Origin of the sequence: Aurantimonas sp. 22II-16-19i (assembly GCF_002088275.1) — a bacterium.
In the GTDB taxonomy this organism is placed as follows: domain Bacteria; phylum Pseudomonadota; class Alphaproteobacteria; order Rhizobiales; family Rhizobiaceae; genus Jiella.
In genome coordinates this window covers 23,985-49,054 of the sequence record NZ_AQQS01000039.1, presented here as the reverse complement: position 1 = coordinate 49,054, position 25,070 = coordinate 23,985, and the positions used below count along the sequence as shown (strand labels likewise).

Annotated in this window: 22 protein-coding genes; 8 read left to right on the top strand and 14 right to left on the bottom strand. The window is 69.4% G+C overall.

The window, feature by feature from the left end:
* Positions 1-202: 202 nt before the first annotated feature.
* The gene (locus ATO4_RS22845) at positions 203-1,399 is read left to right on the top strand and encodes a GNAT family N-acetyltransferase (protein ID WP_176223129.1); all 1,197 of its coding nucleotides are present in this window, start codon (positions 203-205) and stop codon (positions 1,397-1,399) included.
* Between the two features lie 75 nt (positions 1,400-1,474).
* Positions 1,475-1,924 carry a type II 3-dehydroquinate dehydratase gene (aroQ, locus tag ATO4_RS22840; protein WP_083594080.1) on the top strand — a complete coding sequence of 150 codons (450 nt, stop codon included), beginning with the start codon at positions 1,475-1,477 and terminating at the stop codon, positions 1,922-1,924.
* A gap of 63 nt (positions 1,925-1,987) precedes the next feature.
* On the opposite strand, the gene ATO4_RS22835 is transcribed toward aroQ, so the two are convergent.
* The 4 genes from ATO4_RS22835 to ATO4_RS22820 form a co-directional block, all read right to left on the bottom strand.
* Complete coding sequence (locus ATO4_RS22835; protein ID WP_083594090.1) at positions 1,988-2,761, bottom strand: glutamine amidotransferase; 774 nt, start codon at positions 2,759-2,761, stop codon at positions 1,988-1,990.
* A gap of 167 nt (positions 2,762-2,928) precedes the next feature.
* A complete protein-coding gene (locus ATO4_RS22830) occupies positions 2,929-3,390 on the bottom strand; it encodes a TerB family tellurite resistance protein (protein WP_083594079.1) in 462 nt (153 codons plus the stop codon).
* Positions 3,391-3,563: 173 nt separating this feature from the next.
* Complete coding sequence (locus ATO4_RS22825; RefSeq protein WP_083594078.1) at positions 3,564-5,234, bottom strand: heme biosynthesis HemY N-terminal domain-containing protein; 1,671 nt, start codon at positions 5,232-5,234, stop codon at positions 3,564-3,566.
* Between the two features lie 15 nt (positions 5,235-5,249).
* Positions 5,250-6,416, bottom strand: a complete 1,167-nt coding sequence (locus ATO4_RS22820) for a hypothetical protein (RefSeq protein WP_083594077.1) — start codon at positions 6,414-6,416, stop codon at positions 5,250-5,252.
* 64 nt (positions 6,417-6,480) lie between these two features.
* On the opposite strand from ATO4_RS22820, the gene ATO4_RS22815 reads away from it, so the two are divergent.
* Positions 6,481-7,386 carry a hypothetical protein gene (locus tag ATO4_RS22815; RefSeq protein ID WP_139802637.1) on the top strand — a complete coding sequence of 302 codons (906 nt, stop codon included), beginning with the start codon at positions 6,481-6,483 and terminating at the stop codon, positions 7,384-7,386.
* Here the strand turns inward: ATO4_RS22815 and ATO4_RS22810 are convergent.
* Positions 7,383-8,093 carry a uroporphyrinogen-III synthase gene (locus tag ATO4_RS22810; protein ID WP_083594075.1) on the bottom strand — a complete coding sequence of 237 codons (711 nt, stop codon included), beginning with the start codon at positions 8,091-8,093 and terminating at the stop codon, positions 7,383-7,385. The two genes, ATO4_RS22815 and ATO4_RS22810, sit on opposite strands and share 4 nt — an antisense overlap.
* A 22-nt stretch (positions 8,094-8,115) precedes the next feature.
* A complete protein-coding gene (gene hemC / locus ATO4_RS22805; RefSeq protein WP_083594074.1) occupies positions 8,116-9,054 on the bottom strand; it encodes a hydroxymethylbilane synthase in 939 nt (312 codons plus the stop codon).
* A 284-nt stretch (positions 9,055-9,338) separates the two neighbouring features.
* On the opposite strand from hemC, the gene tsaD reads away from it, so the two are divergent.
* The 5 genes from tsaD (at position 9,339) to ATO4_RS22780 (ending at position 12,710) form a co-directional block, all read left to right on the top strand.
* Positions 9,339-10,439, top strand: a complete 1,101-nt coding sequence (tsaD, locus tag ATO4_RS22800; protein WP_139802640.1) for a tRNA (adenosine(37)-N6)-threonylcarbamoyltransferase complex transferase subunit TsaD — start codon at positions 9,339-9,341, stop codon at positions 10,437-10,439.
* Complete coding sequence (locus ATO4_RS22795; protein WP_083594072.1) at positions 10,436-11,416, top strand: NAD(P)H-dependent glycerol-3-phosphate dehydrogenase; 981 nt, start codon at positions 10,436-10,438, stop codon at positions 11,414-11,416. Before tsaD ends, ATO4_RS22795 begins: the two co-directional genes overlap by 4 nt.
* A gap of 105 nt (positions 11,417-11,521) precedes the next feature.
* Positions 11,522-11,812 (top strand): YciI-like protein, encoded by a 291-nt coding sequence (locus ATO4_RS22790; RefSeq protein ID WP_083594071.1) that lies wholly within the window; start codon positions 11,522-11,524, stop codon positions 11,810-11,812.
* A 1-nt stretch (position 11,813) separates the two neighbouring features.
* The gene (locus tag ATO4_RS22785; protein WP_083594070.1) at positions 11,814-12,251 is read left to right on the top strand and encodes an EVE domain-containing protein; all 438 of its coding nucleotides are present in this window, start codon (positions 11,814-11,816) and stop codon (positions 12,249-12,251) included.
* 231 nt (positions 12,252-12,482) lie between these two features.
* Entirely contained in the window at positions 12,483-12,710 is a 228-nt protein-coding gene (locus ATO4_RS22780) for a DUF3072 domain-containing protein (RefSeq protein WP_083594089.1), read from the top strand.
* A gap of 130 nt (positions 12,711-12,840) precedes the next feature.
* On the opposite strand, the gene ATO4_RS22775 is transcribed toward ATO4_RS22780, so the two are convergent.
* The 8 genes from ATO4_RS22775 to ATO4_RS22740 form a co-directional block, all read right to left on the bottom strand.
* On the bottom strand, positions 12,841-13,536 hold the full coding sequence (locus tag ATO4_RS22775; protein ID WP_083594069.1) for a DUF502 domain-containing protein: 696 nt from the start codon (positions 13,534-13,536) through the stop codon (positions 12,841-12,843).
* Positions 13,537-13,784: 248 nt separating this feature from the next.
* Positions 13,785-15,611: a glutamine--fructose-6-phosphate transaminase (isomerizing) gene (gene glmS / locus ATO4_RS22770; protein WP_083594068.1), complete on the bottom strand. Its 1,827-nt coding sequence runs from the start codon at positions 15,609-15,611 to the stop codon at positions 13,785-13,787.
* A 131-nt stretch (positions 15,612-15,742) separates the two neighbouring features.
* Complete coding sequence (gene glmU, locus ATO4_RS22765) at positions 15,743-17,248, bottom strand: bifunctional UDP-N-acetylglucosamine diphosphorylase/glucosamine-1-phosphate N-acetyltransferase GlmU (RefSeq protein ID WP_083594067.1); 1,506 nt, start codon at positions 17,246-17,248, stop codon at positions 15,743-15,745.
* Between the two features lie 87 nt (positions 17,249-17,335).
* A complete protein-coding gene (locus ATO4_RS22760; RefSeq protein ID WP_083594066.1) occupies positions 17,336-18,115 on the bottom strand; it encodes a cytochrome c biogenesis CcdA family protein in 780 nt (259 codons plus the stop codon).
* 313 nt (positions 18,116-18,428) lie between these two features.
* On the bottom strand, positions 18,429-21,299 hold the full coding sequence (locus ATO4_RS22755) for a valine--tRNA ligase (RefSeq protein ID WP_083594065.1): 2,871 nt from the start codon (positions 21,297-21,299) through the stop codon (positions 18,429-18,431).
* A 134-nt stretch (positions 21,300-21,433) separates the two neighbouring features.
* Positions 21,434-22,297 carry a DUF2497 domain-containing protein gene (locus tag ATO4_RS22750; protein WP_083594064.1) on the bottom strand — a complete coding sequence of 288 codons (864 nt, stop codon included), beginning with the start codon at positions 22,295-22,297 and terminating at the stop codon, positions 21,434-21,436.
* A gap of 254 nt (positions 22,298-22,551) precedes the next feature.
* Positions 22,552-23,970 (bottom strand): TolC family outer membrane protein, encoded by a 1,419-nt coding sequence (locus ATO4_RS22745; RefSeq protein ID WP_245308898.1) that lies wholly within the window; start codon positions 23,968-23,970, stop codon positions 22,552-22,554.
* 176 nt (positions 23,971-24,146) lie between these two features.
* Positions 24,147-24,800 (bottom strand): protein-L-isoaspartate O-methyltransferase, encoded by a 654-nt coding sequence (locus tag ATO4_RS22740; RefSeq protein WP_083594088.1) that lies wholly within the window; start codon positions 24,798-24,800, stop codon positions 24,147-24,149.
* Positions 24,801-25,070: the final 270 nt, after the last annotated feature.

Sequence of the window (25,070 nt, the reverse complement as noted above, 5' to 3'; positions counted from 1 at the left end):
TCGCGATTTGCCGTGTCGGGCGCGGCACGTTCTTGCGGCAGTGCCTTGATCGAGCGTTTCAACGAGTATGTCGAGCATGTCCACCGCAAGCCCCGGGATGGCTGACAGCCCTCATCACGACCCCTCCCAAGTCATGCGGGTCGACGCTCACGATTCTGCGGCAGGATCCCTCGAGGCCAGCTCGACCTCTGCCGGCCCCCGCGTGCCCGCCGTTCTCGACATGGCCGTCAGCCGCAGCGGCGGAACCCGGCGCTTCACCGTCTACAGACCGGAGTCGGCCTTCGCCCTGATCGGCGAGCTGCAGCATCTCTCCCGCCGCTCGATCGAGCCGAACGTGTTCTTCGACCCGCGCTTCTTCGTGCCGGCCATGCCGCGCCTCGACGACCGCAGCGTTCGCCTGATGGTGTTGCGGGACGAGGGCGAGGCGCGCAGCCGCCTGCGCCTGCTGATGCCCTACACCATCGAGCGCACGTCGCCGGTGCGGGGTGTTCCGACGATCCGCGCCTGGGTGCATCCCTTCGGCCGATTGGGAACCCTGCCCCTCGACGGCGACGACCCCGAGGAAACCCTGAGGAGCTTCTTCGAGATGCTGGCGGCACCGGCCGCCGCGCTGCCGGACGTTCTCGTCCTGCCCGAAACCCGGACCGACGGCCCCTTCGCCGCCGCGCTTCGCAGCGTGACCGAGGCGGCCGGGCTGCCGATGGCGACCGTCGACGCCTTCGATCGCGCCGGCCTGATCAAGACGGACACCGCCGATTACCTGGCAATGCCGCCGACGTCGTCGCGCCGTCGCCGCGAATTCAACCGCCAGCGTCGTCTGCTCCAGGCCCACGGCCCGGTCAGCTTCCGCGTCGCCCGCGAGGCTGAAAGCGTGCGCCTGGCGCTGGAGGATTTCCTGACCGTCGAGGCCAGCGGCTGGAAGGGCAAGGCGCGCAGCGCGATGGTGCTCGACCGCTACCGCGCCGCCTTCGCCCGCGAGGCCGTTAACGCGCTTGCCGAGGACGGCAGAGCCCGGGTCTACACGCTGCTCGTGGGCGATCGCCCGATCGCCAGCCTCGTGGCGCTCATCCAGGCGGGACAGGCCTTCGCCTGGAAGACCGCCTATGACGAGAGCTTCGCCCAGGCCTCGCCCGGCCAGCAGCTGATGGCCGAGACCACCCGCGCGCTGATCGCCGATCCCGCGATCAAGTCGGCCGATTCCTGCGCGATGCCGGATCATTTCGTGATGAACCGGTTCTGGCCGGAGCGGCTGCCGGTCGCGACCTTCGTCATCGGCCTGAAGGCCGACCGGGGAAAGGCCGTCGAGGCCGCCGTGAAGGGGATCGCCCGGGCCAAGCGCTCGCGCAACTTCCTGCGCATCGCCCGCGAGTGGGTGGGCGACAACCTGTCGCGCCGCTGAGGGGCGACCAGGGCGCATCGTGAATGCCTGCCGGCGGCCCTTGCCAATCCGGGGCGGCCGCGTCTAACTCGGCCCATGACGACGATCTTCTGCATCAACGGACCGAACCTCAACCTCCTCGGCAAGCGACAGCCCGAAGTCTACGGCTTCGAGACGCTGGCCGACGTCGAGGCACGCCTTGCGACGCTGGCCGGCGAGCTGGGGGTCGAGCTTCGCTGCCGTCAGTCGAACCGCGAATACGAGATCATCGACTGGATCCACGAGGCGCGCGAGGCCGCGGCCGCCATCGTCATCAATCCCGGCGCCTTCACGCACACCTCGGTGGCGATCCTCGACGCGCTCAACGCCTATGACGGCGTCGTCTTCGAGGTCCACATCTCGAACATCCACAAGCGGGAAGCTTTCCGCCATCATTCCTTCGTCTCGGGACGGGCAGAGGGCGTGATCGCCGGCTTCGGCACGCGGGGCTACGACTTCGCCCTCACCCGGGCTGTCGAACTCGTCGCTGCTGCGAAGACGGCCTGAAACTCGCGACCGCGACGCAGCCTCGGCATGGCTGCGAGGCGATCGGCCCGCGATCTTGCTGGTTCAGGAATTGCCGGCGTCGTCGACACGCCTGCCGAAGGTTCGCGCCAGGAACGCCTCCAGCCAGCGCAGCACCGGCGCGTCGTAGACGCCGCGGTCGCTGAAATGCGTCCGCCGCGCCTGTGCCCCTGGCAGCGTCAGGCGCTCGTGGCCCTTGGTCGTCCAGCGATACATCATCGCCAGCGTCAGCTCGGCATGGAACTGCACGCCGAAGGCGGCCGGACCATATTGGAACGCCTGGTTCGGGTACCAGTCGCCCTCGGCCAGAAGCCGCGCCCCGCGCGGCAGCTCGAAGCCCTCGCGATGCCACTGATAGATCATCTGCGGCCAGTTGCGGACGATCTGGCGTCCCTCCGGCGTCGAGCGCAGCGGATAGTAGCCGATCTCGGCGAGGCCCTCGGGATGCGACCTGACGTCCGCGCCGAGATGCTTGGCCAGCATCTGGGCGCCGAGGCAGATGCCGAGGAACGGGCGCTCTTCCGCGAGCGGCACCTTCATCCAGTCGAGCTCGGTCCGGATGTAGTCGTGTGGATCGTTGGCGCTGGGCGGCCCGCCGAAGACGATGGCACCGCGATGATCGTCGAGGGTCTCCGGCAGCGCCTGGCCGAGAACGGGGCGGCGGATGTCGAGCCGGACCCCGTGCCTCTCGAGAACCTGCCCGACCCGACCGGGCGTCGAGGTCTCCTGATGGAGGACGACCAGGACCGGCCGCTCGTCGGCCGCGTCGAGGACGTATTCCGGCGCTCCCAGGCCGTGGGGAGATGCCGTCTCATTCATCGCCGAATGCTCGTGATATGCCATGGCCTGATGCTGCAACCCGGTCGCTGCGGTTCAAATCGGAGGCTCTGCGAGCCTTTGACCTAACGCCGCCAGCCCGCCGGTGCAAGGCTAGCAAGATGCGTGCCGGACGCTTGCGCCGGTGACTGACCGTCACCCGGCGCCGCCTAATGCTCGTCCTGACGCCCGGCCGCCTCGCGCTTCATCAGCATCCGGTCGCGGGTCGAGACGCCGAGCAGCTCGGAAATGCGCCAGATCAGATTGTCCTCCAGCTCGTGCACCTCGCCATCGGCATAGGTGACCTCCCAGAGGAGCTCGACGAAGCGGATGCGATGCTCCTCGCCGAGCTCGCGCTTCAAGACCGAAGTGAAGTGATAGAGGTCGATGGACTGCTGGTCGGCGCGCTTGCCCTCGCTGGCGAGGCGCTCAGCCTCTTGGAGCGACAGGCCGAATTCGTCGGCGAGGACCGCCACCAGCCGCTGGCGCTCCGCATCGGTCACGATCCCGTCGGCCTCGATGATGTGGAACAGCAGCGCGGCGGTCGCGAGCCTGACCTCGTCGACGCCGCTCTCCTGACGTCCGGTATCCTCGGCAAGAGAACGAAAGAAGCCTTTGATCGAATCGAACATGGGTCTCCAGTAATGGCACGAAGCGTCCGGCAAAAGGCATGAACTGGCAAAGCGTCCGACCGTTCCGAATCAACCGGCAGACGATCGGACGCGGTCGGAGATCACGCGGTCGCATCGCGTCCGCGAACGCCTGCCGCGACGACGGGCCACCGCCGTCGCGTGAGAGGCCGGCCTCAGCCGAATCGCGCCTCCTTGCGCTCCTCGCTGGTGCGGCCGAATTCGGGCTGCGCCGGAGTGCCTCCCGGCTGCGCCGGCGGCTTCACGGCGGCAGGCCTCACCGATCCGTTGCCCGGCGCGTCGGCGGGTCTGGACGGATCCGGCAGGTATTTCGGCGACGGTCCAGCGGCGGGCGCAGCGGTCGCCGCAGGCCGCGCGGTCTCGCCGGCAGGCCGCGTGTCCGCCTTGTCGGCGCCGGATGACGTCGGGCCCGCGTTGGCTGCGCCGGAGGGCGCTGCAGCCCCCGGGCGTCCGCCGTCGGCGTCGCCCGCGCCGGAGGGCTCGGCATCGATCGTCGGCTGGGCGGCTTCGTCGAGGACATGCGCCTGTGCGGCGATTGCCCGCTGCGGCGGCGACTTCCACTCGAAGGCATCGAGGCGGCCACTGACCGGCGAGACAGGGGCCCAATGCTCGGACACGACACCGTCCGCCGTCCAGGCCGGATCGCGCGGCGCGCGGATCGCCTTGGCCATCCACTCGCGCACCCGGCCGACTTCGCCCGTATCCTCTTCCTCGATGTCGGCGAGAAGCAGGTAGACGCTCTCGCGCGGCTCGATCTCGGCGGCTTCCAGGGCCGACTTGCGGGCCAGCTGCAGGTCGCCGGCGTCGAGGGCGGCGCGGGCGAGGCACAGGGCCGATTCGACGTTGCCGGGACGCAGGCTCGCCAGGTGGCGGGCGCGCTTCAGCCGGTCCTCGACGGAATCGCCCGGCCGGGCCGCGACATAGGCCTCGCCGACTTCCGGATGCGGGCCGTAGGTCCAGCTCTTCTCGAGCACCTTGACGCCCTTGCGCAGGTCACCGAGCCGGAAGCAGGCCTGCGCCGCGACCAGCGCTGCGGGCACCAGCTCCGGGGCGAGATTGTGCGCCTCGAGGGCGGCCGCCTTGGCCGTCTTCGGATCGGCCTCGACCCTGTCCATCGCCTTGCCGGTGAGGAGGACGGCGCGGGTGCGCTTCGATTCGTCGCGGTCGATGAGGCGGGTGTTCTGCTGCGCCTCGAGAACGTTCATCGCGCCGTCCCAGTCGCCGGCGATCGACTTGCCGTCGAGGACGGCGCCACCGGCCCAGGGGACGTGCGGCGCCAGCCGCACCGCCCGCTCGGCATAGAAGCGCGCGGCCTTCTCGTCGCCGACCCGCTCGGCCTCGAGATAGAGCCCGCGCATCGCCAGGAGCCGCGTCTCGGGATCGCTCTCCATGCTCTGGAACACCGAACGGGCATGGGCATGATCGCCCTCGATCATCGCGGTCTGCGCGTCGAGGAAGCGGATCAGCGGCTCGCGGCGCCGATCGAGCAGCTTCTGGCTGCGCTTGGTCATGCGCCGCGCCAGGATCGCGTCGCCGGCCCCGGCGGCGATGATGCCGGTGGACAACGCGCTGTAGCCCTTGTCGCGCCGACGCCCCTCGACCCAGTTGCTGATCGTGTGGGGGGTGCGGAAGAAGGCCGAGATCAGCCAGACCAGGACGATCGCGGCGAAGACGAAGATCCCCAGCGCGATCAGGAAGATCATCATGCTGGTCTGGACGGTCTGTCCCTGCCAGTCGAAGGTGACCGAGCCGGGATTGTCCGCGAGCCAGCCAAAGCCGAGCGAAAGGGCCAGGACGACGAGAAGGAAGGCGAGGATACGCAGCATGTGGCTTTCCCGGGACTAGCCCTGATTGGCGGGTTCGGCGGCGTCGGGCGACGATGGTTGCGAGCCCGAGATCGCCCCGTTCAGCGTCGAGGAGACGATTTCCTCGGCCGTCAGCCGGGCCTTCACCTTGTCGGCGAAGTCGCGGCTGACGTCCTTCGCAGCGTCGGGAAGGTCTTCCCATTGCGTGCGGAAGGCGTCGAGGTCGCCGGAGCGGACGGCCGCGTTCAGCCGCGACAGCACCGCGTCGTCGCTGGTGTCGGACGCCGGGGCGGAACCGGTCGGGCGCACCTGCACCAGCGAGCGCAGGCCCGCCAGCATCTGGTCGCCAACCGGCGCATTCGGCCTCGGCGGCGACAGGGCGTTCGAGATCCTCGCCTCCACCTCGGGCCACTGGGCCGCGAGCTGGCGCTCGGAGGGAACGCCTTCGGCGGCGAAGGTCCTGAGGCTCTCGGTCGTGTCGCCCGCTCCCGCCGTCTTGGCGAAGGTTTCCAGCTGGTCGGCGAAGGGCCCGCCGGCGTCGATCGCCGACTTCAGATTGGCCGCCGCCAGAGCGACTTCCGCCCGCTGGTTGGACTGCTCGATCCCGGCGACGCGCTGTTCGAGATCGGCGAGAGCACCGTCGATCTTGGCGCTGGCGGCCTCTGCCGTCTCGTTGGCGGAGGTTGAGGCGCTCGATGCGGCATCGGCCTTCTCGAGCGAGGATTGCGCGGTCTGCTGGGCGCCGTTGGCGGTCTGCTGGGCGTTGGTCGCGGCCTGCTGGGCCGCCGCGGCCGCCTGGTTCGCCGCCGTCGCCTGGCTCATGGCATCCGCCGCCTGGCGGGCGGTGCGATCGCTCGCCTCCCTCAGCGCATCCGCCGACTGCTGGGCCGAGGCCGCGGCCTCGCCGGCGCTGGTGGCACTGGTGCCGGCAGTTTCCGCGGTCTCCTTGAGCGTCGCGATGTCGGCCGTCGAGGCTTCGAGGGCGGCGATGCGCTGCTCCAGGGGCGACAGGTCGATGGCCGGAGCGCCGTCCGAGGAGCCGGCCGCCGCGCCCTCGCCGCGCAACGTCGCGATCTCCTGGTTCAGCGCGTCCTTGGTGACGTACTCGTCGGCGAGGTTCTGCTGCGGGCCGCCGAGACCCGGCAGCATGCCGTTGGTGGCGAGCAGCCAGGCACCGCCCAGCGCCAGGACGGCGCCGAGCACGGCCGCGCCGAAGACACCGCCGAGGCCGACACCGCCGGAGCGGCCGGAGGGCGGCGGTGGCGGCGTGCCCGCGGTCGAGGCCGATCCGGATGGCCGGCCGGAGGTCGTCGAAGGAGAATTCGGGGAAGTCCCGGCCGACGACGGCTTCGTGCCGCCGGTCGAGGCCGACCCCGTCGAGGAAGCACCGGACGATGCCGAAGAAGACGTCCCCCCGGCCGGCGCCGCTGATGTGCCCTTTGCCGGCGTGGCGCCCGACGATCCCGGCGAAGCAGTCCCGCCGGAGCCGGCCTTGGCGGAACCGGTGCTCGCCGCCGCGCTCGCAGCGGCGACCGGCGATGGTCCGTCGGCCTTCCCGCCGCTCGCGGCGGGCGATCCGGCCGTCGCCGCCTTCGGGGCGCCAGCGGAGGCGGCCTTGGCCGGATTGGCCGCGGCGCTCGCCATGCCGGCTTTCGAAGGCGCGCTCGGCGAAACCGCTGCGGGCGAAGCGGTCGCGGGCGAAGCAGCCGAAGCCGACGCAGCACCGGTCGCCGCGGCCGGCTTCGTCGGACTTGGAGTGGACGCGCCCGAGCTCGCCGCTGCCGAAGTGGAGGCTGCAGCCGATGCCGGCGCAGCAGCCGGCGATGCCGCCGTGGCGCCGCCCTTCAGCGGCGCCTGCGCGCTCGGCCGATCGGTGGCAGCCTCGGCGCTCGCGTCGGGCTTGGCATCGGGTTTGGCGGCGGGCGTCGCCGTGGTCTTTTCGCCTTCGCTCACTGTGGTCTTCTTTTCCGCCTTGAGATCGATCGTCTGGCCACGCGTCTTCGTCGGTCGTGAACGCCGGGGACGGTTGGTCATAGCGTCAGCTCCATGCTTGCGGTCACGGCGGCGCCCCGGGTCGTTTCCTCGGCGCTCCATTTCTGCACGATTCCATTGGTCCTTCATTCGCGCGCATGGCGCAAGCACCGAGTTCACATGGATGCGTGATGTAGGTTAGGCGATGAGTTCGAAAAGCGCGGCGAGGTTGGAAGCCGCCGAAATCCGCGCCTTCGGGCGCAATGATTGCGGCAGGCCTTCCGCCACGCGGCCGGAAAGCGCCAGCAAGTTCGGTTCGGGCGTGAACAGTTGCGGCATCATGCCCGCCAGGCGGCCGTAGCCCTCCGCCTGCCCGGCCGACAGGAGGAGAACGACGTCCGGCGGACCACCGACGAGGACGCTGCGCACGATGCCCGCTGGCAGCGCCACGGGAACGATGTCGTAGACCTCCCGGATCAGGCAGCCGATGCCCGCCCTGGCCAGCGCGGTCTCGAGCGTCCCGGTCCGGCGCCGACCGGCCGCGTAGAGGAGCGTCTCTCCCGGCGCGATTCCCACAGCCAAGGCGAGCCGCCCCATGGTCGATGCCGCGCCTTCCGCCACATGAACTGACGGGAAGCCCGCCGCGATGGCGGCGTCGCCGGTCGCGGTGCCGACCGCCAGCAACGGCCGCGGATCGCCCGCAAAGGCTGCGCCGAGCGCCGGCACCGCCCGCGCGCTGGTCGCCGCGAAGCCCGCGATGGCGGTTTGCGGGATCGAGGCGGCGAGCGGCGCAGGGATCTCGACGGTGCGCTCCAGCGGCAGGATCAGCGGCTGATGGCCGCGGGCCGCAAGGTCGCGCGCCGTCCGTTCCGCCTCGGCCGCCTCGCGCAGGATCAGGACGCGCGCCATCGCAGCGCCCCCGTCAGCCGCGTCAGCCCGCCCAGCCGTCGAAGAAGCCGGGGCCTGCCGCGTCCAGCACCGTCCGGCCGGCCAGACGGCCGATCATCTCGGCATCCTCGACGACGCCGGTGCGGCGGGTTTCGTGCATCTCGCTGCCGTCCGGCTTCAGGATCATGCCGTGCAGCGACAGCGTGCCGTCGCCGCCGACCCGCGCATGGGCGGCGATCGGCGTGCGGCAGGAGCCGTCGAGTTCGGCCAGGAAGGCGCGCTCGGCGGTGAGGGCGATGGTGGTCGGCGCGTCCTTGATCGGCGCGAGCAGCGCGGCGACCTCGGCGTCGCCGATGCGGCTCTCGATGCAGATCGCCCCCTGCCCCGGCGCCGGCGGAAAGCTCTCGGGGTCGAGGATCTCGGTGGCGACGTCGGTCATCGCCATGCGGGCGAGCCCGGCCATGGCCAGAAGCGTGCCGTCGGCCTGCCCCTCGCCGAGCTTGCGCAGCCGCGTCTGGACGTTGCCGCGAAAGATGATGACGTTGAGATCGGGGCGCATGCGCTTCAGCATCGCCTGGCGCCGCAGCGACGCCGAACCGATCGTCGCTCCCGGAGGGAGTTCGGCGATGGTCGGGGCGGCGCGGCCGATGAACACGTCCCGGACGTCCTCGCGCGGCAGATAGGCCGAGATCTCCAGCCCGTCGGGCAGCGCCGTCGCCATGTCCTTGGACGAATGGACGGCGATGTCGATCCGCGCCTCGATCAGCGCCTGCTCGATCTCCTTGGTGAACAGGCCCTTGCCGCCGACCTCCGACAGCGGCCGGTCGAGGATGCGGTCGCCGGAGGTGGAGATCACCTCGATGGCGAAGGCCTCTTCCGGCAGATCGTGGGCCGCCATCAGTCGCGCGCGGACCTCGCTTGCCTGCGCCAGCGCCAGCTGGCTGCCGCGCGTGCCGATCCGGATGAGTTGCTGTTGCGCCATCGCCTGCCTGTCCGCCCCTGTGTTGCCCGCCCGGTCATCAAAGTAGATCGGACCGGCGGGTCGTGAAACCGCATGCTGCATCTTTTTGGTGCGCGCCGCCTCGGACCTTGCCGAGCGGCGGTCCGATTTCGCCGCCCTCGTGGCGGCACAGGGTCGACCTCGGCTGGCATGGCGGGCGACCATCGCCTATCTGGGACGCAGCGGCCGAGGCCATGTCCCGGCCAATGCCCCAGACAGCGAACGAGCCCGCCTTGCCACGCACCGAAACGTCCCTTGCGCCTCGCATGGCAAGCCCCGGCCACGGAACGCTGGTTCTCGGCATCGAGACGAGCTGCGACGAGACCGCCGCCGCCGTGGTTCGCCGGGCGCCCGGCGGCAGCGCCGAGATCCTCTCCAACGTCATCCTGTCGCAGATCGCCGAGCACGCGGCCTTCGGCGGCGTCGTGCCCGAGATCGCGGCGCGGGCCCATGTGGAGGCGCTGGACGGGATCATCCGTGCCGCGCTTGCCGATGCCGGCGTCACCCTCGACGACATCGACGCGGTGGCCGCCACCGTCGGCCCCGGCCTCGTCGGCGGCCTCCTGGTCGGCGCCATGACCGGCAAGGCGATCGCCGCCGCCCGCGGCCTGCCCTTCGTCGCGGTGAACCATCTGGAGGGCCACGCCCTCTCCCCGCGGCTGTCGGACGCCATCGCCTATCCGTATCTGCTGCTGCTGGTCTCCGGCGGCCACAGCCAGATCCTGCTGGTGCGCGGCCTCGGCGACTACGAGCGCTGGGGCTCGACCATCGACGATGCCCTCGGCGAAGCCTTCGACAAGACCGCCAAGCTGTTGTCGCTGCCCCATCCGGGCGGCCCCAATGTCGAGGCGATGGCGGCAAAGGGCGATCCGAGGCGCTTCACCCTGCCGCGGCCGATGAAGGGCGAGGCGCGGCTCGACTTCTCCTTCTCCGGCCTGAAGACGGCGCTCCGCCTCGTCGCCGAGGCCTACGCGCCCTTGAGCGATCAGGACGTCGCCGATCTCTGCGCCGGCTTCCAGCTGGCGGCGGCCGAGACCGTCGCCGACCGGGTGCGCCGTTCGCTGGCGCGATTCCGGGACGCGTTTCCGGACCTTGCCGCTCCCGTCCTCGGCGTTGCCGGCGGCGTCGGCGCCAACCAGGCCATCCGGGCGGCGCTGCTGGCCGAATGCACCGCGGCCGGCGCGCGTCTCGTCGCCCCGCCGCTGGTCCTTTGCGGCGACAACGGCGCGATGATCGCCTATGCCGGGCTCGAGCGCTTCGAGGCAGGACGCACCGACCGGCTGGACGTCGCCGTTCGCTCCCGCTGGCCCCTCGACGAAAAATCCGCGCCGCTGGTCGGCCATGGCCGCCGGGGAGCCAAGGCATGAGCCGCCTTGCCGTCGTCGGCGCCGGTGCCTGGGGCACGGCGCTCGCCGCCCTCTACGCCCGCGGTGGCGAGACGGTCTCGCTCCTCGGGCGCGACGAGGCGACGATCGCGGCGATCAACGAGGGCCACGCCAATCCGCGCTATCTCCCCGGCATCCAGCTGCCGGCGTCGGTGCGGGCGACGGGCGATGCCGCCGAAGCCCTTGCGGATGCCGAGCTGGTCCTCCTGGTGGTGCCGGCCCAGAGCCTTGCCGGCGTCGCCGGGAGCCTCGCGCCGCATCTGGCGGCCACTGCGACACTCGTCCTCTGCGCCAAGGGCATCGAGCGCACCAGCGGCCGGTTCCTGTCCGAGCTTGCGGCGGAGGCCCTGCCCGGTCATCCCCTGGCTGCGCTGTCCGGGCCGAGCTTTGCCAGCGACGTCGCCAGCGGCCTGCCGACGGCGGTCACCGTCGCCGCCAGGGACGGCGAGGCCGCCGACCTCCTGGCCCGGCAGCTGTCCACCGAGAGCTTCCGCTGCTACGCCAGCGACGATCTGCGCGGCGTCGAGGTGGGCGGTGCGCTGAAGAACGTCCTCGCGCTCGCCGCCGGCATCGTCGCCGGCCGCGGCCTCGGCGCCTCGGCGCAGGCCGCCATCGTCACCCGCGGCTTCGTCGAGCTCAGGCGCCTCGGCGAGGCGCTCGGCGGCAGGCCGGAGACGCTGATGGGCCTCTCCGGCCTCGGCGACCTGGTGCTGACCTGTTCGTCGCCGCAATCGCGCAACTTCGCCTATGGCGCGGCCCTCGGCCGCGGCGAGGACGTCTCGCGGATGAAGCTCGCCGAGGGCGTCTTCACCGCCGCCATCGCGGCCAGGCTCGCCGGAGAATCGGCCATCGAGGCACCCATCGTCGAGACCGTCGCGCAGGTGCTCGACGCCCAGCTATCGGTGGACGAGGCGGCGCAGCGCCTGCTCGCACGCCCGCTGAAGCGCGAAGTCGGTTGAAAGCCGCCGCCGGCCGCGATAGCTCCTTGCCCGATCCCTCGGCCTTCGCCGACTTCCAGCCCCCGCGCCGCCAGAAGCTGCCGGCGCCCCTTCAAGGAACGCGCCATGCTCTACGCCGTCATCTGCACCGACAAGGCCGATCATCTGCAGACGCGGATGGACACCCGTCCGGAGCATCTCGCCTTCCTGAACCAGCTCGGCGACAGGCTGAAATTCGCCGGCCCCTTCCTCGGCGGCGACGAGAAGCCGAATGGCAGCCTGCTGATGCTCGAAGCCGAATCGCTGGAGGCGGCCAAGGCTCTGGCCGCCGAAGACCCCTATGCCAAGGCGGGCCTGTTCGAGACCGTCGAGGTCAAGCGCTGGAACTGGTCGGTCAAGAACCCGGACGCGGCGTAAGATGCGCTACTGGCTGTACAAGTCCGAGCCCGCCACCTGGTCCTGGGACCAGCAGAAGGCGAAGGGCGAGGCCGGCGAGGAGTGGACTGGCGTCCGGAACTATCAGGCGCGCAATTTCATGCGCGAGATGAAGACCGGCGACCGCGGCTTCTTCTACCACTCCAACGAGGGCAAGGAGGTGGTCGGCATCGTCGAGGTGGTGAGGGAGATCCACCCGGATTCCTCCGCCGACGATCCCAAGTGGGAGTGCGTCGACATCAAGGCGGTGATGGACGTGACGACGCCGGTGTCGCTCGACCGGATCAAGGGCGAGGCGGACCTGAAGGACATGGTGCTGGTCAACAATTCCCGCCTGTCGGTCCAGCCGGTGAAGGACGCGGAGTTCCGCCGGATCTGCGAGATGGGCGGCATCGATCCGGACGCGGCGATGAAGAGCTGAGGCCGAGCTTGAGGTCGCCGGTGGGGCTCTCCAGGGCGTTCCCCGCGGATGGCGAAGCGGCAGTGCCGCACCGCCGGACAGCGGCAGGGTTGGGTGGCGAGACGCCGGATCGGCGGCCGCAGGCGCGCTCCGGACACCGCGATGATCCCGGACCATCCCGCCGCCTGCTTCGCGGAACCAATCCGGCTCGTGGAACATTTCGGGAACGATCAACCGTTTCGGAGATGCATGATGAGCCAGGTCGACGCCAAGACCGATACCCGGTCGAACACCGAGAAGGACCCGTCCGACTGGACCACCGGCGGCGAGCCGATGACCGGCGCGCAGGCCTCCTACCTCAAGACGCTGTGCGAGGAGACCGGCCATCCGTTCGACGAGAGCCTCAACAAGGCCGACGCCTCGAAGCTGATCGACCTGCTGCAGGGCGAGAGCAAGCGGGTCGGCGGCGGCGAAAGCTGAGCCGGGAGGCTACGGCGACGCAGACGAACACAGCCCGGCGTCATGCCGAGAGTGAAGGATGGGCCGAGAGTGAAGGATGCGCCGGGAGTGATGGATGGAAAGTCGGGCGCGGTCGTGGACTGCCCCGCCTTCATTCCGCCGGTTCGCGCTCCCGCTCCCGGCTCTGCCGCGCGGAGATGATCTTCGCGGCCTGGTCGATCGAGACCTTGGCGGACGGATCGTCCGGCGAGACGAGGCCGGAGGAGACGACGAGCTTCAGCGCGTTCTCGATGCTCATGTCGAGGATGCGCAATTCGGCGCGTGGCACGAAGAGCAGGAAGCCGGAGGTCGGGTTCGGCGTCGGTGGCAGGAACACCGCGGTCATCTCGTCGGACTCGTCGGCCAGCACCCGGGCGATCTCGCCCCGCGCATCGGTCGCCACCAGCACCACGCACCAGACGCCCTTGCGCGGATATTCCATCAGGGCGGCCGTCTTGAAGGAGGCCGAGCGGTCGGCGAGGACCGTCTCGAAGATCTGCTTCAGCGCCGTGTAGACCGTGCGCACCAGCGGGGTGCGCGACAAGAGCCGCTCGCCCCAGCCGATGATGGTGCGGCCGATGATGTTCGCCGTCAGGAAGCCGATCAGGGTGATCAGGATCAGAGCGACGATCAGGCCGAAGCCGGGAATGGCGAAGGGCAGGTAGGCATCCGGCCAGTAGCGCGCCGGGACATAGGGCTTCACCCAGCTGTCCGCCCAGCCCATGAAGGACCAGGTGATCCAGGCCGTGATCGCCAGCGGTGCGCAGACGATGAACCCGGTCAGGAAGTAGTTTCTGAGCCGCATCATGCTTTTTTGCTCACCTTTCGGCGTCGCCAACCGGACGGGGGCGAAGTCACCGCGCAGGAATCCGTCAAGCCGAGCATCGTTCCGCCGACAGGCGAATGCAAGGCGTCATTCGCAATGCAGCATAACGCGACGTCGATGACGATTGTACCTTCGGTCCCGGTCGTCGACCGGTGGCAGGGGGTCACCGGTCAAGCGCCGCACGGGCCGGATACCGGTGGCCCGGGAGCCGATGTCCCCGGCCACCGGTATCACTCGACGGTCACGGATTTCGCCAGATTGCGCGGCTGGTCGACGTCGGTGCCCATCTGGATGGCCGTATGGTAGGCGAGCAGCTGCAGCGGGATGGCGTAGACGATCGGCGTCAGGATCTCCGCCATCTTCGGCAGGACGATGCACCGGGCCGGGTCGACCGGACCGTTGGCGGCGCCATCCGCGTCGGTCAGGAGCACGATCTCGCCGCCTCTCGCGGCGACTTCCTGGACATTGGAGATGGTCTTCTCGAAGCTGCGGTCATGCGGCGCGACGACGACGACGGGCATGGTCTCGTCGATCAGCGCGATCGGTCCGTGCTTCAATTCGCCGGCGGCATAGCCTTCGGCGTGGATGTAGCTGATTTCCTTCAGCTTCAGCGCGCCTTCCATGGCCAGGGGGAAGGAGAAGCCGCGGCCGAGGAAGAGCGCGTGGCGCTTGGTCGCCATCTCCCGCGCCAGCGCCTCGATGCGCGCCTCTGTATGGATCGCCTCCTTGGCCAGCCGCGGTGCCTCGGCGAGGACGCGCGTCAGCTCCAGCTCCTCCTCGCCGCCGATCACACCGCGATCGACGCCGGCGCGGATGGCGAGCGCCGCCAGCGCCATCAGCTGGCAGGTGAAGGCCTTGGTCGAGGCGACGCCGATCTCCGGCCCGGCCAGGGTCGGCAGGACGAAATCGGCCTCCCGCGCCATGGTCGAGCCCTCGACGTTGACGATGACGGCGGTCGTCAGGCCCTGGCTCTTGGCGTAGCGGAGGGACGCGAGGGTGTCGGCGGTCTCGCCGGACTGGGAGACGAAGATCGCCAGGTCGACGTCGCCGAGCGGGCTCTCGCGGTAGCGGAATTCGGATGCGACATCGAGGTCGCAGGGGATCCGGGCGTAACGCTCGAAGTAATAGCGGCCAACCAGCGCCGCATAGTAGCCGGTGCCGCAAGCCGACAAAGCGATCCGCCGCACCGCCGAAAAATCCAGCGCCTGACCTGCGGGAAGGCGCGTCCGACCGCTCGTCATGTCGACGAAGGCGCCGAGCGTGTGGGAGAGGACCTCCGGCTGCTCGTAGATCTCCTTCTGCATGAAGTGGCGGTAGTTGCCCTTGTCGACGTAATGCGCCTTGCCGGTCGAGCGGACGATCGGGCGCTCCACCAGCCGGCCCTCGGCGTCCATGATCTCGGCGTCGTCGCCGGTCAGGACCACCCAGTCGCCGTCCTCGAGATAGCGGACCTCGTCGGTGAAAGGCGACAGCGCGATGGCGTCGGAGCCGAGGAACATCTCGCCCTCGCCCGCCCCGATCGCCAGCGGCGGGCCGTTGCGCGCGCCCATGATGGTCCCGGGCAGATCCTCGAAGATCACCGCCAGCGCATAGGCGCCGGCCACGCGGGCCAGCATCGCCTGCATGGCGTGGCGGTGGGAGAGACCCTCCTGGCGCAGCCTGGCGAGCAGCTGGACGACAACCTCGGTGTCGGTCTGAGTGTGGAAGACGATGCCTTCGGCGACGAGCTCGCGCTTGATCTCGGCGAAGTTCTCGATGATGCCGTTGTGGACGACGCCGATGCCGCCGGCGAAATGCGGGTGGGCGTTGGCTTCCGTCGGCGCGCCGTGGGTCGCCCAGCGGGTATGGCCGATGCCGGTGGTGCCGGAGCGGGGCTCGGCGACCAGCTTCCTGTGGAGGTTGACGAGCTTGCCTTCGGCGCGAAGCCGGGTCAGCCGCCCCTCTTCGATGGTGGCGACGCCGGCGGAATCATAGCCGCGATATTCCAGCCGCTTCAAGGCATCGACCAGCCGCTCGGCCACCGGTTCGCGGCTGATGATGCCGATGATTCCGCACATGAAGGGACCCCCGTTGGCTCGGTCGCAGGTTGCGGCCGCGATGAAGACGTGCCGGTCGCCGCTCCGGCTTCGGACAGGTCGCTCTTAGCTCATGCCGCCGGCGAAGCGGAATAACGATTGATGACGCGTCGTCACGATCGTTTCTTCGCCGCCGCCGCGGGTTTCCCGGCGTTGTCGCCAGACCTGGCTTCCGGCTTGGCGTCCGGCTTGGCTTCCGGTTCTGCGGCAGGTTCGGCAGCGGGCCCGGCTTCGGCCGTGGCCGCCTCCGGTGCCGCTCCGGCGCCGCCCTTGCGCGCCTTGGCGGCCCGGTTGCGTTCGGCGATGGCAAGGCCGCGGCCTTCCTTGTTCACCTGGCGCTCGCGGGCGATGGCGAGGGCGCCCGCCGGCACGTCGTCGGTGATGACGCTGCCGGTCCCGACATAGGCGTTGTCGCCGATGCTGACCGGCGCGACCAGGGCGGTGTCGGAGCCGATGAAGGCGTCGGCGCCGATAACGGTGCGATGCTTGAGGGCGCCGTCATAGTTGCAGGTGATGGTGCCGGCGCCGATATTGGTGCGCGCGCCGATCTCGGCATCGCCGACATAGCTGAGGTGATTGATCTTGGCGCCCTCGCCGAGGGTGGCATTCTTCACCTCGCAGAAATTGCCGACCTTCGAGCCGGCGGCAAGGTTGGAGCCCTCGCGCAGCCGGGCGAAGGGGCCGACCGAGACGCCCGGCGCGACGGTCGCCCCCGCCAGATGCGAGAAGGCATGGATCACCGCGCCCTCGCCCACCGTGACGCCCTCGCCGAAGACGACGTTGGGCTCGATCGTCACGTCCCGTGCCAGCACCGTGTCGTGGGAAAAGGTCACCGAGGCCGGGTCGATCAGCGTGACGCCCTCCTCGATCATCGCCCGGCGCCGCCGCAGGGACTGCCACGTCGCCTCGACGGCGGCGAGTTCGGCGCGGTTGTTGACGCCGGCGACCTCGAAGGCCTCGGCCTCGATGGCGCGGACCTTCAGGCCCTCGCGCCGGGCGATCTCGACGGCGTCGGTCAGGTAGTACTCGCCCTTGGCATTGGCGTTGCCGATGGCGTCGAGGAGCGCCAGGGCCTTGTCGCCGGCCAGCGCCATGACGCCGGCATTGCAGAAGTCGATGGCCTTCTCGGCCTCGCTCGCATCCTTGTCCTCGCGGATCGCCAGGAGCTCGCCGTCGCGTTCCAGAAGCCGGCCGTAGCCCGAGGGGTTCTCCGGCCGGAAGCCGATGACGCAGATGTCGGTGCCGGCGATCAGCGAGGCGCGGGCCCGGGCGAGCGTCTCGGCGCGGATCAGCGGCGTGTCGGCGAAGAGGACGAGGATGTCGTCGGCGCCGGCCTCGATCGCCGGGCGCGCCGCAAGGACCGCATGGGCGGTACCGAGGCGCTCTTCCTGGACGAAGTGCTCGGCATCGTCGCGGTCCTTTCGGACGGCCGCGACGACGGCGTCGCTGTCACGGCCGGAGACGACGGCGACGCGATCAGAGCCCGCCCGGCCCGCCGCCGCGACGACGTGGCGGACCATGGCGAGCCCCGCCACCTCGTGCAGGACCTTGACGCGGGCGGACTTCATCCGCGTGCCCTCGCCCGCAGCCAGGATGATCGACAGGCAGCGTCTCGCCATGAATGCCTCTGAACACTTCGATGAACCAGGAGCGAGCCGCTTAGCACGAAATCGGGCCGAAACGCGACCAGACCCGCGCGTTATGGTTCATCCGATGGTCTGGAGCGCCGGGAAGGTCTCGAGCAGCCAGAACGACATGTCCTGCATGCCGCCGGTCAGGAACAGGACGCCGGTGACGACGAGGAGCCCGCCCATGGCTTTCTCGACCGTGCCGAGATGCCTGCGAAAGCCGCTCAGCCAGCGCAGGAAGGCGCCGGAAAAGGCCGCGGCGAGGATGAAGGGGATGCCGAGGCCGGCCGAATAGAAGGCCAGCATGACGGCGCCTTCCCCGACGGTGCCGCTGGCCCCGGCAAGGCCGAGAATGGCGCCGAGGACGGGACCGATGCAGGGCGTCCAGCCGAAGGCGAAGGCGAGCCCCATCAGATAGGCGCCGAGGAGGCTCCTCGGCCGGTCCGGTGCCTGCATCCGCGCCTCGCGGGACAGGAACGACAGCTTGAAGACGCCGAGGAAGTTCAGCCCCATGACGATGATGGCGATGCCGGCCACCATCCCGAGCCAGTCGAGATTCTGACGCAGGAACAGCCCGATCGAACTGGCGCCCGCACCGAGCGCCACGAAGACCGTGGAAAAGCCGAGAACGAAGATCACCGAGGAGCCGATCAGGCGGGCATAGCCCGTCGTGGCGACGGCCGGTCCGGACTTCAGGTCGTCGGCCGAAACCCCCGCCATGTAGCAGAGATAAGGCGGGACGAGCGGCAGGACGCAGGGCGACAGGAAGGAGAGCGCCCCGCCCAGCACCGCCGTCGGATAGGAAAGATCTGCGACCAAGTTCTGCGCCTTCTTTCGATCGTCCAGCCTTGCTGGCATCGCGGTTACTGGCCCAGGGCAGCGCCGAGGCACCTCCCTCTGCCCTCCTGAGTATGTCGAAGGGCGGGCATCTCCCCCACAAAGGGGGGAGATCAGCCAATCATCGATCGCGGCGCCCATTCCAGGCCCCGCCGCTTGGATGCGCCGGCGACGGACCGCCGCCCGACGTCGACGCTCCCGCCAGGCGATCTCCCCCCTTGAGGGGGAGATGCCCGAAGCGCAGAGGGGGGTGCATCGCCCGAACACACGAACCTCTTCGCCAGCGGCGGGTGACTGTTACACCTGCCGCAGACTGCCCCGGCTCACCTTAACCTCACCCCAGGCTCTTCAGCGCGGCGCCGAGTTTTTCCGCCTCCAGCCGGTAGCCCTCGCGCTTTTCGCGCTCCTGCTCGACGATCTCGTCCGGCGCGTTGGCGACGAAGCGCTCGTTGGACAGCTTCTTGTCGATCCGGCCGATCTCGTCCTCGGCCTTCTTGTGCGCCTTGGTCAGCCGCGCGCGCTCCGCCGCGACGTCGATCATGCCGGCGAGCGGCAGCGCGAAGCTGGCGCCGGCGACCACCACCTGGGCCGACTGGGCCGGGGCGGCGGAGGCCACGGAGACGTCGCCGAGCCGCGCCAGCCGGCGCAGCTGCAGGTCGTGCCGCTTCAGCCGAGCGGCGCTCTCGGGATCCGGGTCGACGGCGACGAGGGCGGCTTCCGCTCCCGGCGGCACGTTCATCTCGGCCCTGATGGAGCGGATTTCCGAGACCAGCGCGACCAGCCAGTTGATGTCGCCGGCAGCCTCGGGATCGGAGAAGTCGACCGCCGGCCAGGCGGTGTGGCAGAGCAGCGTCTCCCGCGTCCCCTCGCCCGCCGTCACCTGCCACAGCTCCTCGGTGATGAAGGGCATGAACGGATGCAGCAGCGCGAAGACCCGGTCCAGCACGTAGCCGGTGACGTGGCGCACCTCGTCGGCCGCGGCCTTGTCCTCGCCCGAGAGCGTCGGCTTGGAAAGCTCCAGATACCAGTCGCAGAAGAGGTTCCAGACGAAGCGGTAGATGGCGCCGGCCGCATCGTTGAAGCGATAGGCGGCGATCGCCTCGTTCGTCTCGGCGATGGTGCGCGAGAGCTCCGTGACGATCCAGCGGTTGAGCGGCAGCGTCAGGTTCTGCGGGCCGAGAGCCGCGCCATGCACCGCGCCGTTCATCTCGGCAAAGCGCGTGGCGTTCCACAGCTTGGTGCCGAAGTTGCGGTAGCCGGCGATGCGCTGCGGATCGAGCTTCACGTCGCGGCCCTGCGCCGCCATGATGGCGAGCGTGAAACGCAGGGCGTCGGCGCCGTATTCCTCGATCAGGTCGAGGGGATCGATGACGTTGCCCTTCGACTTCGACATCTTGGCGCCGGTCTTGTCGCGCACCAGCGCATGGACATAGACCGTCTCGAACGGCTCCTTGTCCATGAATTCGAGGCCCATCATCATCATCCGGGCGACCCAGAAGAAGATGATGTCGAAGCCGGTGACGAGCGCCGAGGTCGGATAGTAGGTCGAAAGCTCCTTCGTCTCGTCCGGCCAGCCAAGCGTCGAGAACGGCCACAGCGCCGAGGAGAACCAGGTGTCGAGAACGTCCTCGTCGCGCTTCAGGAAACCGTCCCGCTTTTCCGGGTCCGCGGCCATCTCGCGGGCTTCCTCGTCGGTGATCGTCTCGTTCATGACGTAGTGCGAGAGCGCGGCGGCGACCGCCTCCTCCTCGCTCTTTTCCACGAAGATCGAGCCGTCCGGTCCGTACCATGCCGGGATCCGGTGGCCCCACCAGAGCTGGCGCGAGATGCACCAGGGCTCGATGTTCTCCATCCACTGATAATAGGTCTTCGACCAGTTCTCGGGGACGAACTTCGTGCGTCCCTCGCGCACCGAGGCGATCGCCGGCTCGGCGAGCGTCTTGGCATCGGCGAACCACTGGTCGGTGAGCATCGGCTCGATGACGACGCCAGAGCGGTCCCCGAAGGGCTGCATGATCGTCTTGTCCTCGACCTTGATCATCAGGCCTTCGGCGTCGATCTCCGCGACGACCTTTTCGCGCGCGGCGAAGCGGTCGAGGCCGCGATACGCGTCGGGCACGAGGTTGATGTCGTCGACGACGGAGGCATCCGGCGTCTCGCCCGACGCGACGATCTCGGCGGCACGGGCGGCCGCCTCGGCATAGGCGTCGCCGTCGGCGCGCAGCGCCGCCTTCTCGTCCATCAGCCGGTAGCAGGGAATGCCGTTGCGCCTGGCCACAGAATAGTCGTTGAAGTCGTGGGCGCCGGTGATCTTCACCGCGCCGGAGCCGAAGGTCATGTCGGGATATTCGTCGGTGACGATCGGGATCAGCCGGCGGTGCTCTTTCGGCCCGACGGGGATCTCGCAGAGCTTGCCGACGATCGGGGCGTAGCGCTCGTCGTCCGGGTGGACGGCGACGGCGCCGTCGCCGAGCATCGTCTCCGGCCGGGTCGTGGCGATGGAGATGTAGTCCCGCGTCTCGCGCAGGATCTCGTTGCCGTCGGCGTCCCTTTCCACGTATTCATAGGTCTCGCCGCCGGCGAGAGGATACTTGAAGTGCCACATGTGGCCGGCGATCTCGCGGTTCTCCACCTCGAGGTCGGAGATCGCGGTCTCGAATTTCGGATCCCAGTTGACGAGCCGCTTGTCCTTGTAGATCAGGCCCTTGCGGTAGAGTTCGACGAAGACGTGGCGAACGGCCTTCGACAGGCCCTCGTCCATGGTGAAGCGCTCGCGCGACCAGTCGCAGGAGGCGCCGAGCCGGCGCAGCTGGCCGAGGATCGTGCCGCCCGATTCCACCTTCCAGTCCCAGATCCGCTCGATGAAGGCGTCGCGGCCGAGTTCGCGGCGGGTCACGTTCTCGCCGCTGGCCGCCATCTGCCGCTCGACGACCATCTGCGTCGCGATGCCGGCGTGGTCGAGGCCCGGCTGCCAGAGGACGTTCCGGCCGCGCATGCGCTGGATGCGGATCAGGATGTCCTGCAGCGTGTTGTTGAGCGCGTGCCCCATGTGGAGCGAGCCGGTGACGTTCGGCGGCGGGATGACGATCGAATAGGGCTCGGCCCCCTCCTTCGCTCCAGCGCCGGCCCTGAAGGCACCGGCGTCCTCCCATCGGGCGGCGATGCGCGGCTCGATGGCGGCGGCGTCGTAGGTCTTTTCGATCATGGAATGTCCAGAAAGCGATTTCGCGTTGCCCTCCGGTTAGCCACTTGCTCTCCTCCCTGTCAACGCGAAGCGGGGCGGCCGCCCTCCGGCGCCCGCCCCGCTCTGTCGATTGTCCGGGTGATGGATCGGTCGGTTCAGCGCGTGCCGCCGCGGGCGACTCGCTCGATTTCCTCGCGCACGAGCTGCTCGACCAGGCGCGGCAGGTTCTCGTCGAGCCACTCCTGCAGCATCGGCCGCATCACCTCGCGCACGACCTGGTCGGCGTCGCGCAGGTGCTCGTCGCGGATCGCCGCGGCGAGTTCGGAGAAGGAGGCGGCGACGCGCTCGCCGGACTCCTGCGAGATCAGGGCGTGGGCGACGCGCATGCCGTCGTCGAGGGCGGGCTCGGCGGCGTCCGTGCCGGCAACATCGAAGCCGGCGAGACGCGCGCGGTCCAGCTCGGCATCGAACGCCCGCATGTCCAGGGAAGTCTCCGTCGGGGCTTCCGAAGCGACCGGCGCGGCCGGCTCTTCCCCAACGATCGCGCCCTTCAGGAGCTCCTCGGCAAAACCCGCCTCGTCGAATTCGTCGACGAACATTTCGGCGGCGACCTCGACATAGCGATCGTTGGCGGCGATGGCCTGCGGCCATTCCGGCAGGTCGCCGGCGATGTCGGTGGCGGAGCGGCGAATGCTGCGCGGGGCATTGGCGGAGACGCGCGACGCCTCCGAAACGGCCGAGCGACCATCCGTCTCCGGGGCCACGGGCTCGCTTCCCGCCTCAAGATGTTCGGACCGCAGCCGCGCCCGGGCGATGTCGTCGGCCTGGCCGGTCATCTCCGGCATCGGCTGCGCGGCAACGCCCGCTCTCGCCACGGCCGGCCCGGTGGTGGACCTGGCAGCGGCGTCGAGCGCCGTGGCGTTCCGGGCCAGGCGTTCGTCTCCGGTTTCGATGATCCGGCGAATCGAGGCGAGGATTTCGTCCATCGACTGGTCTCGGGCCGGCAGCGCGTTGCTCATGAATGGCTCCCGCAGGTTTGGCGACGATCTGTTCGTAACGCCCGAATCATGCGCGAAGCCTATGTCGAAGCGTCGGAGAGATGAATCCCGCTACCCGCGGAAACACTTCTTTCACCAGATTATTTCCCGGCCCTCGATGCATCGTTCGACGCCGCAAGGCCACGCCCGCCTTCATGGAAGCGGACGCGCGGGATCGGTCTTCGGAAAGGACGGGTCGAGGGAGAGTGGCGCGACGGGACCGAGGACGCGCGCCCTCAGCGACCGTCGGGCGTGCGCAGGCCGAACCACTTGTCCTCGACCGCGATGTAGTGATCGTTCGGGTCGTAATTGGTGGCGGCGAGCTTCAGCGACTTCTGGCTGAGCAGGCCGACGGAGGACAGGAGGGAATAGGCGGCCACCACCTCGTCGCGCTCGGAGCCCGCGAGCAGGATCTGGGCGGAGATCAGATCGGCCTGGGAATCCAGCACGTCGAGCGTCGTGCGCTGGCCGACGTTGCGCTCCTCGACCACGCCCTCGAGGGCGAGACGCGCCGAGCGCACCTGCGCCTGATAGCCGGTGATGTTGGCCCGGGCGGCCTGCAGCTCGGCCCAGCTGGTCGCCACCGAGGCGCGAACCTGATCACGCAGGCCGTCGACCTCGATCCGCCGCTGGCCGAGGGTTTCCTTGTACTGGCGCACCAGCGAACTCGCCGCACCGCCCTGGTAGATCGGGATGGTGATCTGCGCCGTGACCGTGCCCGATACGTCGTTCGAGGTGGTGACGTCGACGCCCGGCAGGCTGCTCGGATTCGGATCGGTGTCGCTCGCGGCGTAGCTGTTGGTGACGTCGCCGTTCAGGGTGACCTGCGGCAGCAGGGCGCCTTCCGCCGACTTCACCTGATAGGCGGCCGCATCGACGGCCGAGAGCGCCGCCAGGATCGCCGGATGCTGACGCTGGGACACCGCGAAGGCCGACGCGACGGAGTTCGGCAGAAGCCGCATCGGGGCCTTGGCGGGAGAGAGATTGTTCGGCGCGTCGCCGATCACCTGGAAATAGGAAGCCTCGCTCGAGGCGACGCTGGAGAGCGCGCTGTTGAGGAGCGCCGTGGCCAGTGCCTGCTGCGATTCCGCCTGGGCGACATCGGTGCGGGTGCCCTCGCCGACGTCGAATCGCGCCCGCGCCGCGCGGACCTGCTCGTTCAGGAAGCCGAGATTCTGTCGGCGCAGATCGGCGATCTGCCGGTCCCGGATGACGTTCATGTAGGCGGTCACGGCGTCGAGCAGCGTGTTCTGCTCGGTATTCGACAGGTTGAACTGCGACGCCTGGACCTGTGCCTTGGCGGAGCGGACGTTGTTGGGGGTCTGGAAGCCGTCGAACAGCGTCTGCTGGATCTGGATGCCGGCGCTCCACGAATAGGTGCGGTTGCGCGAGGAGGGAAGGCCGTCGCCCTGAGTGGTCCTGCTGGCCGTGGCGCCCAGCGTTCCGACACCGTTCACCCTCGGCCGCAGCCCGGCCTTCGCCTGGGGAACCGTCTCGTCCGTCGCCCGCAGCTGGGCGCGCGAGGCATTGAGATCCTGATTGTAGGAATACGCCTTCGCCAGAGCTCCGGCCAGGGTTTCCGAACGGACCGGAAGGGTGGCTGCGAGGGCCAGGGACCCCGACAAAAGGGCAAGGAGAGTGATCTTCTTCAGCACCAATCGATACTCCGGGCTGCAACGCGATCCGGCTCGATGGAGGGGCGCATCATGCGAACCTCGGTGTCGAACCGCCTGCCCGAAGCTAATAACCGATTAAGTGAACGAAGCAGTCTAGTATTGTCGCCACACCGCCGGTTTTCATCGGACCGGGGCAAATCTGCAACGCGTCGAGCTCAGAAGACGAATTCGGCCTTGCGCCGGAAGCTCGGCAGCGGCTTGACCGAACAGTTGAAGGCGAAGCGCTCCGAGACGACCCCCTCCTCGTCCTTGACGTAGAGCATCGCGCCGGCGGCGTTGCCGACACCGAGCACGACCACCATTCGCCCGCCGGCCTTCATCTGATCGAAGAAGGTTTCCGGCAGCGTCTCGACGGCGCCCTGGAAGATGATCACGTCATAGGGGGCTTCGTCCCGGCAGCCCTCGACGAGGGTGTTCTCGACCACGGCGCAGGTGACGTAGTCGAGCCGGGCGAGATTGTCGGTCGCCGCCGCGGCGAGCGTCGGATCCTCCTCGAGCGCCACGACCGAACCGGCGAGATGCGAGAGAATCGCCGACGAGTAGCCGGTGTTGCAGCCGACATCGAGGACGACGTCGTCCTTGCCCACCCCGGCGAGCTGCAAAAGCTTGGCCAGCGGCGACGGCTCCATCACGAAGCGCCCGTCGCCGAGCGCAATGTCGTCGTCGAGATAGGCCAGCGGGCGGCGCGAGGCCGGCAGGAACTCCTCGCGCGGCACCTGCAGAAAGGCGCGCAAGATCTCATGACTGGTGACGTCCGTGGTCCTGATCTGGTTGTCGACCATCTTCACCCGGGCCGCCTCGAAATCCATCGCCGACATCTCGTCTCCGCCAAACCGCTTGTTCTGCCAGACCGCTGCGCCTGGAGCGCTCCCGTTCCATAGTCGCGAGGCTTGGGAGGCGCAAGCGCGTCGATGGCTCCGCCGCCGCGCCGGCGGAGCCGGCGATCGCCCAGGAGGGGGACGGCAGGCGGCGGAAAGGCGTGCCGGTTTCGTGGCCGCTTTCCCTTGATCCAGGTCAAGGCGGCGCTCGCGGGAAACTGTCACTTCAGCCCTCAGTCCCGGGGGTCGCGGCACGACGCG

Coding starts and splice junctions, on each gene's coding strand:
- aroQ (WP_083594080.1), top strand. CDS start 1,475: ATGACGACGATCTTCTGCATCAACGGACCGAACCTCAACCTCCTCGGC.
- ATO4_RS22835 (WP_083594090.1), bottom strand. CDS start 2,761: ATGAATGAGACGGCATCTCCCCACGGCCTGGGAGCGCCGGAATACGTC.
- ATO4_RS22830 (WP_083594079.1), bottom strand. CDS start 3,390: ATGTTCGATTCGATCAAAGGCTTCTTTCGTTCTCTTGCCGAGGATACC.
- ATO4_RS22825 (WP_083594078.1), bottom strand. CDS start 5,234: ATGCTGCGTATCCTCGCCTTCCTTCTCGTCGTCCTGGCCCTTTCGCTC.
- ATO4_RS22810 (WP_083594075.1), bottom strand. CDS start 8,093: ATGGCGCGCGTCCTGATCCTGCGCGAGGCGGCCGAGGCGGAACGGACG.
- hemC (WP_083594074.1), bottom strand. CDS start 9,054: ATGGCGCAACAGCAACTCATCCGGATCGGCACGCGCGGCAGCCAGCTG.
- tsaD (WP_139802640.1), top strand. CDS start 9,339: ATGGCAAGCCCCGGCCACGGAACGCTGGTTCTCGGCATCGAGACGAGC.
- ATO4_RS22795 (WP_083594072.1), top strand. CDS start 10,436: ATGAGCCGCCTTGCCGTCGTCGGCGCCGGTGCCTGGGGCACGGCGCTC.
- ATO4_RS22790 (WP_083594071.1), top strand. CDS start 11,522: ATGCTCTACGCCGTCATCTGCACCGACAAGGCCGATCATCTGCAGACG.
- ATO4_RS22785 (WP_083594070.1), top strand. CDS start 11,814: ATGCGCTACTGGCTGTACAAGTCCGAGCCCGCCACCTGGTCCTGGGAC.
- ATO4_RS22780 (WP_083594089.1), top strand. CDS start 12,483: ATGAGCCAGGTCGACGCCAAGACCGATACCCGGTCGAACACCGAGAAG.
- ATO4_RS22775 (WP_083594069.1), bottom strand. CDS start 13,536: ATGATGCGGCTCAGAAACTACTTCCTGACCGGGTTCATCGTCTGCGCA.
- glmS (WP_083594068.1), bottom strand. CDS start 15,611: ATGTGCGGAATCATCGGCATCATCAGCCGCGAACCGGTGGCCGAGCGG.
- glmU (WP_083594067.1), bottom strand. CDS start 17,248: ATGGCGAGACGCTGCCTGTCGATCATCCTGGCTGCGGGCGAGGGCACG.
- ATO4_RS22760 (WP_083594066.1), bottom strand. CDS start 18,115: ATGCCAGCAAGGCTGGACGATCGAAAGAAGGCGCAGAACTTGGTCGCA.
- ATO4_RS22755 (WP_083594065.1), bottom strand. CDS start 21,299: ATGATCGAAAAGACCTACGACGCCGCCGCCATCGAGCCGCGCATCGCC.
- ATO4_RS22750 (WP_083594064.1), bottom strand. CDS start 22,297: ATGAGCAACGCGCTGCCGGCCCGAGACCAGTCGATGGACGAAATCCTC.
- ATO4_RS22740 (WP_083594088.1), bottom strand. CDS start 24,800: ATGGATTTCGAGGCGGCCCGGGTGAAGATGGTCGACAACCAGATCAGG.